The sequence below is a fragment of the Promicromonospora sp. NPDC050249 genome, assembly GCF_040656015.1.
Lineage (GTDB): Bacteria > Actinomycetota > Actinomycetes > Actinomycetales > Cellulomonadaceae > Promicromonospora.
On record NZ_JBFAKY010000071.1, the window covers coordinates 1 to 8,592 of the forward strand.

At 71.9% G+C, this 8,592-nt stretch carries 5 protein-coding genes; all 5 read right to left on the reverse strand.

Going from position 1 to position 8,592, the window contains the following annotated elements; translation table 11 throughout:
• Positions 1-84: 84 nt before the first annotated feature.
• Positions 85-2,823 carry a tetratricopeptide repeat protein gene (locus tag AB0I32_RS26935; protein ID WP_357511743.1) on the reverse strand — a complete coding sequence of 913 codons (2,739 nt, stop codon included), beginning with the start codon at positions 2,821-2,823 and terminating at the stop codon, positions 85-87.
• A gap of 213 nt (positions 2,824-3,036) precedes the next feature.
• Entirely contained in the window at positions 3,037-4,530 is a 1,494-nt protein-coding gene (gene rpsA / locus AB0I32_RS26940; protein WP_357511745.1) for a 30S ribosomal protein S1, read from the reverse strand.
• A gap of 198 nt (positions 4,531-4,728) precedes the next feature.
• Positions 4,729-6,507 carry an ABC transporter ATP-binding protein gene (locus AB0I32_RS26945; RefSeq protein WP_357511747.1) on the reverse strand — a complete coding sequence of 593 codons (1,779 nt, stop codon included), beginning with the start codon at positions 6,505-6,507 and terminating at the stop codon, positions 4,729-4,731.
• A complete protein-coding gene (locus AB0I32_RS26950) occupies positions 6,504-7,406 on the reverse strand; it encodes an ABC transporter permease (protein ID WP_357511751.1) in 903 nt (300 codons plus the stop codon). The genes AB0I32_RS26945 and AB0I32_RS26950 overlap by 4 nt, the downstream gene beginning before the upstream one ends.
• Positions 7,407-7,462: 56 nt before the next feature.
• Positions 7,463-8,470: an ABC transporter permease gene (locus AB0I32_RS26955; protein WP_357511749.1), complete on the reverse strand. Its 1,008-nt coding sequence runs from the start codon at positions 8,468-8,470 to the stop codon at positions 7,463-7,465.
• Positions 8,471-8,592 lie beyond the last annotated feature (122 nt).

Here is an 8,592-nt window from a genome sequence, read left to right on the forward strand (position 1 = left end):
ATCTGGCCTTGAGTTGGGTCGGTTGATCGACCGATCTCAAGGCAACCGACCGAAGTGATCTGCGCGCGACCGGGCCAGGACGGGCTAGAGCGGCGTCGGGTTCCGGATCGCCGCGTCGATCCGCGCGAGCACCGCCCGGGACCGCTCCAGCTCGGACCGGTACCGCTCGGGCAGGTCGGCGGCGAGCCGACGGCGCATGTCGACCGCCTCCCGCGCGTGCCCCAGCGCGGCCACGTTGTCGCCGACCGCACTCATCGCGCTGGCCAGGTTGGAGAGCGCGAGCGCCAGGTCGGGCCGGTGCTTGTCCGGGTTCTCGAGGACGAGCTGGCGGCGCATCATCACTGCCTCCCGCATCGGCGGCAGCGCGTCGGCGGCCCGGTCGAGGTCGAGCAGGGTGGCCCCGAGGTTCGCGAGCGCCTCCGCGAGACCCGTGCGGTACTTCTCCGGCTGTTCCCGCACGAGCCGACGCAGCATGTCGACCGCCTCCTGCGTGGGCGGCAGCGCCTCGTCGAACCGGCCCAGGTCGGCGTACCGCACGCCCAGGTTGGACAGGGACTGCGCGAGGTACTTGAGGGACCGGGCGTTCCCGCCGGCCAGGCCGCGGCGGATACCCACCGCCTCCTCCTCCAGCAGCACGGCCTCGTCGTACCTGCCGCGCCGGGCCAGGGTGACGCCGAGGTTCGACAACGAGTGCGCGAGGTAGTGCAGGTACCGGTCGGGGTGCTCGGCGGCGAGGTCGCGCCGGATCTCCAGCGCCTCCCGCTCCAGCCGGAGCGACTCGTCGGCGCGGCCGGTGGTCGAGTACAGCGCACCGAGTGCCGAGAGCGCGCCTGCGAGGTCGGGGCGGGTCCCGCGCGCGTTCTCCTTGGCGAGGCGGCGCTGGAGCTCCAGCGCCTCGACGAGCACGACGCCCGCCTCCTCGTACCGCCCGAGGGCCTCAAGGGTGGTGCCGAGCTGGCCGAGCGACCAGGCCAGCTCCCCGAGGTGCTCGGGACGGGCGGCGGCGAGCCTGCGGCGGATCGCCACCGCCTCTGCGTTCGCGGGCAGCGCGTCCTCCGGCCGCCCGCTCTCGGTGAGGGCCTCGAAGTTGCCCAGCACCGCGGCGACCCGTGGCTCGTACTGGACCGGGTCGCCCTCCGCGAGGCGGCGGTAGATCTCGAGCGACGCGCGCTGCGCCACCTCGATCTCTCCGACCCGGCCGAGCTCCGTGTAGGACACCCCCGCGTTCAGGAGGGCGCGCGCGTGCTCGGCGTCCGCCCACAACCCGTCGCCCGGCGGGAACTGGCGGCACAGGGTGATCACCTCCTCCTGCGCGGCGAGGGCGTCACCGTGCCTGCCCACCGCCAGGTAACCCGTCCCGAGGTTGTTCAGGGCCGTGCACAGCGCCGGCCGGTACCGGTTCTCGTCGCCCCAGGCGAGGCCGCGCCACAGGCCCGCAGCCTCCTGCAGCACGCCGATCGCGACGTCGGGCTCGCCCTCGGCGATCAGCACCATGCCCAGGTCGGTCAACGCCTCACCGTGCTCGGCGTCGCTGCCGGTCGCCCGGGCGAGGTCCGCCACCCGGTGCGTGAGACGGTCGAGCACCGGCACGGCCAGGGGGCTCGACGAGCGCGGCAGCCGGCGGGAGGCCCGCATCAGCGCGGGCAGGTCCGCCGCCCGTCCGGCAGGCAGGGCGGACGCAGCGGCCTCGACGAGCTCGTGGGTGACGTCGCGCTCGGCGACCGGCCGGTCGAGACCCATCTCGGTCGCGAACGCGAGCACCGCGAACGCCTCGCCCGGCGCCAGGTCGCGCGTGCAGGCGGCGGTGAGCTCCTCCGACGCCGCCAGGGTGCGCGAGACGAGCAGCTCCGCCAGCCGCGGGACGGTCGGCAGGTGCGCACGGACCCATGCCACGGCGTCCGTCGTCCGGCCCGCTGCGGGCTCCGCGCCGGCCCGGCGCAGCGCCGCGCGGATCCCCTCGTCCGTGGGGTCGCCGAGCAGCGTCGCCACGGCCAGTGCCGCCTCGGCGGTGCCCGGGGCGAACCCCGCATCGGCGTCCGAACCCGCCCACCGGGCGCGTTCGTGGTCGAGCACCAGGTCGAGCGCGCCCGCCGGGTCGACGACGTCGCCGCCCCCGTCGAGCACCGTCGCCAGCGCGGCCGCGTGCAGGTCCAGCGCACGCACCTGCTGGTCGGGCTCCGCCTGGAACCGCAGCCGCGGTACCGGGCGGCCCAATGCCCTGGCGAAACGCGTGGCCGCCGCCTCGACGAGCGCGCGACAGTCGTCCGAACGCTCGATCTCCAGCCCGAGGGCGGGGTCGAAGGCGACGTCGAGGGTCCTGTCGAGGGCCGGCTCCAGGGCCATCTGGGTGACCGACGGCGTCCGGCCGGCCCACAACGGGCTGGTCCACCGCTCCCTGGGCCACCACTGCCCGCCGCTGCGGGCGGTGCACAGGACGCGCAGGCGCCCTCGCGACCGGGTGGACCCGATGGTGTCGAGCATCGCGGACAGTCCGGGCCGGGGCGCCGCGTCGTCGACGACCAGCAGGACGCGGCGGGTGCCCGAGGCCGCTGATACCGCGGCCGCCTCCGCACCCGGCGGCACGTGGACCACCGTCCATCCGGTGCGCCGCAGGCTCTTGCCGAGCTCCAGCGCTAGGCGCGTCTTGCCCACACCGCCGAGCCCGCACAGCAGCCGCAGCGCCACCGGTTCGCGCGACCGTACCCACGACCGCAGCTCCGCCAGCTCGCGCCCGCGGCCCATGAATGGCACCACCGCGCGCTCGGGCTCGAGGAGAGCGGCTGGGCACGTGCCCCGCGTCTCGTCGGGTCCGGGTCGGCTCATGGGGAGCCATCCAACAACATCTCTGTCCGCCTGACCAGCACGCCCGTGATACGCCAGTAAGCCGCACAGAACGGCGTCGTCGCAGGTCAGCGGCTTGGATGCGGCCACAGGACCGGGCACTGCACCGCATCATGAAAACTCCGGCGGCACGCCAGGGGAACGACGACGGCCCGCCGCCCCCGAAGGGGCGACGGGCCGTCGATCAGGCTCGGGTCAGTTACCCGTGAGCTTCTCACGGAGCGCGGCGAGCGCCTCGTCCGAAGCCAGCGTCCCGCCGACCTCCTCGACCGGAGCCGAGGAGTAGGTGGTGCTGCTGCTGCTGCCGCCGCCACCGCCGGCAGAGGCCGCGGCCGCGGGGGCCTCGACCGCCTCGGTGTCCGCGGTGAGCGCCTCGGCGACCTGCTTGCGGTGCGCGGTCCAGCGCTCGTGCGCCTTGGCGTACTCCGCCTCCCACGCCTCGCGCTGGGTCTCGAAGCCCTCGAGCCACTCGTTGGTCTCCGGGTCGAAGCCGTCCGGGTACTTGTAGTTCCCGGCGTCGTCGTACTCGGCGGCCATGCCGTACAGCGCGGGGTCGAAGTCCTCGGACTCCGGGTCCACACCCTCGTTGGCCTGCTTGAGCGACAGCGAGATGCGGCGACGCTCCAGGTCGATGTCGATGACCTTGACGAAGACCTCGGCACCGACGGTGACGACCTGCTCCGGCAACTCGACGTGGCGCACGGCCAGCTCCGAGATGTGGACCAGGCCCTCGATGCCGTCCTCGACGCGGACGAACGCACCGAACGGGACGAGCTTGGTGACCTTACCCGGCACGACCTGACCGATGGCGTGCGTACGGGCGAAGGTCTGCCACGGGTCCTCCTGCGTCGCCTTCAGCGACAGGGAGACACGCTCGCGGTCGAAGTCGACGTCGAGCACCTCGACCGTGACCTCCTGGCCGACCTCGACGACCTCGGACGGGTGGTCGATGTGCTTCCAGGACAGCTCCGAGACGTGCACCAGACCGTCGACGCCGCCGAGGTCCACGAACGCACCGAAGTTGACGATCGAGGAGACGACACCCGGGCGCACCTGGCCCTTCTGCAGCGTCTGCAGGAAGGTGGAGCGAACCTCGGACTGCGTCTGCTCGAGCCAGGCACGGCGCGACAGCACGACGTTGTTCCGGTTCTTGTCGAGCTCGATGATCTTGGCCTCGATCTCCTTGCCGACGTACGGCTGGAGGTCGCGGACGCGACGCATCTCCACGAGGGAGGCGGGGAGGAAGCCGCGCAGGCCGATGTCGAGGATGAGGCCGCCCTTGACAACCTCGATGACGGTGCCGGTGACGACGCCGTCCTCTTCCTTGATCTTCTCGATCGTGCCCCAGGCGCGCTCGTACTGTGCGCGCTTCTTGGACAGGATCAGGCGGCCTTCCTTGTCCTCCTTCTGGAGAACCAGGGCCTCGACGGCGTCACCGACGGAGACGACCTCGCCGGGGTCGACGTCGTGCTTGATCGAGAGCTCCCGGGACGGGATCACACCCTCGGTCTTGTAGCCGATGTCAAGAAGGACCTCGTCGCGGTCCACCTTGACGATCGTGCCTTCGACGATGTCCCCATCGTTGAAGTACTTGATGGTGGCGTCGATGGCAGCAAGGAAGTCCTCCTCGGTGCCGATGTCGTTGATGGCAACCTGAGGTGCGGACTTCGCGGGGGTGGAGATGGTCATTGAGTTCGATGCTCCGATGCGGACATGGCGTAGTAAGGACAGGGTCTGTTTGAGCTCTGGCTTGTGCCGTGCTCGTGAGGTACCGACGATCGCCAAAAGGCGCACGGCACCGCCAGCCATCCTAGTGGCGTCGCAGCGCCCCGGTCAACGCGAGCCAGGGCGCTGCGAGCCGTCGGTGCGAGCCCTCGGTTCGAGCCCTCAGAGCGCGAGCTCCAGGTCCTTGCCGGGGATCGCGTCGAGCAGGGCCCGCGTGTAGGCAGTGGCGGGCGAGTCGAAGACCGAGTCGACGGTTCCCTCCTCGACCACTCGCCCCTCCTGCATCACCAGCACCCGGTCGGCGATCTGCCGCACGACGGCGAGGTCGTGCGTGATGAACAGGTAGGTCAGCCCCAGCTCTTCCTGGAGGCCGGCGAGGAGCTGCAGGATCTGCGCCTGCACCACCACGTCGAGCGCCGAGACCGCCTCGTCGCAGACCACGAGCTCCGGCGACAGCGCGAGGGCGCGCGCGATCGCCACGCGCTGACGCTGTCCGCCGGACAGCTCGGAGGGGAACCGCTGCAGCTGGCCCTTGCTGAGCGCCACCTGGTCGGCGAGCTCCTCGACCCGGGCCCGGCGGGCCGCCGCGTCACCGTAGGAGTGCGCGCGCAGCGGCTCCTCGATCGCGCGGTACACCGAGTAGAGCGGGTCGAGCGACGAGTAGGGGTCCTGGAACACGGGCTGGACCCGGCGCCGGTAGGCGATCTGGTCCCGGTGGTTGCCCGCGCCCACGAGGCCGCCGTCGAACGTGATCGAACCCGTCGTCGGCTTCTCGATGTCCAGGATCATCCGGGCGAGCGTCGACTTGCCCGAACCCGACTCCCCCACGACGGCCACCGTGGAGCCGCGCGGGATGTCGAGGCTCACACCGTCGACCGCCGTGAAGTCCTTGGCGCGGGAGAACAGACCGTTGCCGCGGATGGAGAAGACCTTGCTCACGTCCTTGACGGACACGAGCACGTCGGCCTCCGCCGCACCGTCCGCTGCCACGTCCTCGCCGGGGGCCAGCAGGGCGTCGTCCAGCACGTCCTCGAGCCCGCGCTCGCGCGCGATCTCGATGCGCCGCGAGGCGAGCGACGGCGCGGCCGCCATGAGGCGCCTGGTGTACTCGTGCTGCGGGTCGGTGAGGACCTGGCGTGCGGGACCCTGCTCGACGATGTCGCCGCGGTACATGACCACGACGACGTCGGCGCGCTCGGCCGCCAGGCCGAGGTCGTGCGTGATGAGCAGCACAGCGGTGCCGAGCTCCTCGGTCAGCCCCGAGAGCTGGTCGAGGATGCCCCGCTGCACGGTCACGTCGAGCGCCGACGTCGGCTCGTCCGCCACCAGCAGCGCCGGGCGGCCCGACAGGCCCATGGCGATCAGCGCGCGCTGGCGCATGCCGCCGGAGAACTCGTGCGGGTACTGGCTCGCCCGGCGCCGGGCGTCGGGCAGGCCCACCTCGTCGAGCAGCTCGACCGTGCGGGCACGCGCGTCCCGGCGGCCGCGCAGGCCGTTGTCGATCAGGCCCTCGTCGATCTGCTGCCCGATCCGCATGATCGGGTCGAGGTTGGTCATCGGGTCCTGCGGCACGAGGCCCAGCTCGGTGCCGCGCAGCTGCGCCATGCGCTGCGGGCTGACCTTGCCCAGGTCCTCGTCCTTGAACCAGATGTGCCCCTCGGCCACCGAGCCGTTGCTCGCGAGCAGGCCGAGCACGGCCATCGCGAGGGTGGTCTTGCCGGAGCCCGACTCCCCCACGATCGCCACGGTCTGGCCGCGCCGGACGGTCAGGTTCGCGTTCGCGACGGCGCGTGCCGCGCCGTTCTCGGTGCGGAAGTCGACGCACAGGTCCTCGACACGCAGGACGACGTCGGCGGCCTCCGGAGCGGCCACAGCGCCGGACGCCGTGCCGGCCGCCGTGCCGGACGCGGCGGAGATCTTCTGCTCAGGGGTCTCGCTCATTTTCGGGTCCTGTTCCGGGGGTCGAGGGCCTCGCGCAGGCTCTCGCCCACGAGGGTGAAGCCGAGGGCCGTCACGGCGATGCAGATACCGGGGAGGATCGCCAGGCGCGGCGCGACCGCCAGCTCCTGCTGCGCGGCCGTCAGCATGCGGCCCCACTCGGCGGTGGAGGGCTCGCCGCCACCCAGGCCGAGGAAGGACAGCGCCGCGGCCTCGATCACCGCGGTGGCCAGGGTCAGCGTCGCCTGCACGATGACCGGACCGACGCTGTTGGGCAGCACGTGGCTCATGGTCACGGAGCGCCGGCTCAGGCCCAGCGCGGAAGCGGCAAGCACGTAGTCCTGGCCGCGCTGCGCGAGCATCGAGCCGCGCAGCAGGCGGGCGAAGATCGGGATCTGCACCACACCGATGGCGACGATGACCGACATCGAGGACTGGCCCGCGATCGCGGCGATCGAGACGGCCAGGAGCAGCGACGGCACGGACAGCATCAGGTCCACCAGGCGCATCGCGGCGAAGTCGACCCACTTGCCGAACCAGCCGGCGAGCAGACCGAGTGCCATGCCGCCGGCCAGGCCGAACAGCGTGGACAGGACGCCGACCAGGAGCGACGCACGGGCGCCCCAGATCAGCTTGCTCAGCACGTCGCCGCCGTAGCGGTCCAGGCCCAGCGGGTACTCGGCCGACGGCCCGGGGATCATCGTCGGGCGCACCTCGGCGCGGCCCGGCAGCTCGTGGGCCCCGTACGGAGCGATCAGCGGGGCGAGCAGCGCGATGAGCACGAACGCCGCGACGATCACGAACCCGGCGATCGCCACGGGGTTCTTGCGGAGCGTGCGCCAGGCACGCGCCCAGACACCCTCGCCGCCGTGGTCGGCACCGCCCGGCCCGTCGCCGTGGATGCTGGTGTGGAGCGGCTGGGCAGCCGCGCCGTCGGTCAGGGGGAGCTCGTTGGCACTCACTGCTGCCTCCTCAGCCTGGGGTCGATCAGCCCGTACGACACGTCGACGAACAGGTTCACGAGGGCGTACACGATCGCGATCATCAGGACGAAGCCCTGCATCACCGGGTAGTCGGCGTTGAACACCGCTTCCGCGAGGAACGAGCCGATGCCGCTGAACGCGAAGACCGTCTCGGTGAGCACCGCACCCGACAGCAGCAGGCCCACCTGCAGGCCGATGGTCGTCAGCACCGGGAGCATCGCGTTCTTCAGGATGTGCTCGCCGCGCAGCCGGGCGGGCTTGATGCCCTTCGCGCGGGCGGTGCGGACGTAGTCGGCGTTCTGCACCTCGGACACCGCGGCGCGGGTCATCCGCGCGACGATCGCCAGCGGGATGGTGCCGAGCGCGATGCCCGGCAGGATCAGGTGCACCAGCGCGTCCCATGCGGCGTCCCACTCACCGGTGAGCAGTCCGTCCAGCACGTAGAAGTTCGTCGGATGCGTCGCGATCATCGTCGGGTCCTGCCGCCCGGTGGAGGGGAACCAGCCCAGCTCCACGGCGAACAGGTACTTCAGGATGAAGGCGAGGAAGAACACCGGCACGGTGACGCCGATCAGCGACACGACGACCGACGAGTGGTCGATGATCGAGCCGGCCCGGCGAGCGGCGACGTAGCCGAGCGGGATGCCGATGCCGATCGCGATGATCAGTGCGACCACGGTCAGCTCGATCGTCGCGGGGAAGCGCGTGATGAACTCGTCCAGCACCGGGCGGCCGGTCCGCGTGGAGACACCGAAGTCACCCGTCAGCAGGCGGCCCAGGTACTTGAAGTACTGGATGTGCAACGGCTGGTCGAAGCCGTACAAGGTGTTGATGCGAGCGACGGCCTCGGGTGTGGCCCGCTCGCCCAGCAGGGCGGTCGCGGGGCCGCCGGGCAGCGCCCGGACCCACGCGAACAACAGCACCGACAGCCCTAGGAGCAGCGGTATCAGGAGCAGCAACCGCTGCACGATGAGGCGGAGCATACCTATCCTCAGGAAGATCCTCGAAAGTCACGGACAGCGGTCGGGGGGGGGGGGGGGGGGGGGCCCCCCCCCGCCCCCCCCCCCCCCACCCCCGGGGGCCCCCCGGGGGGGGTGGGGGTGGG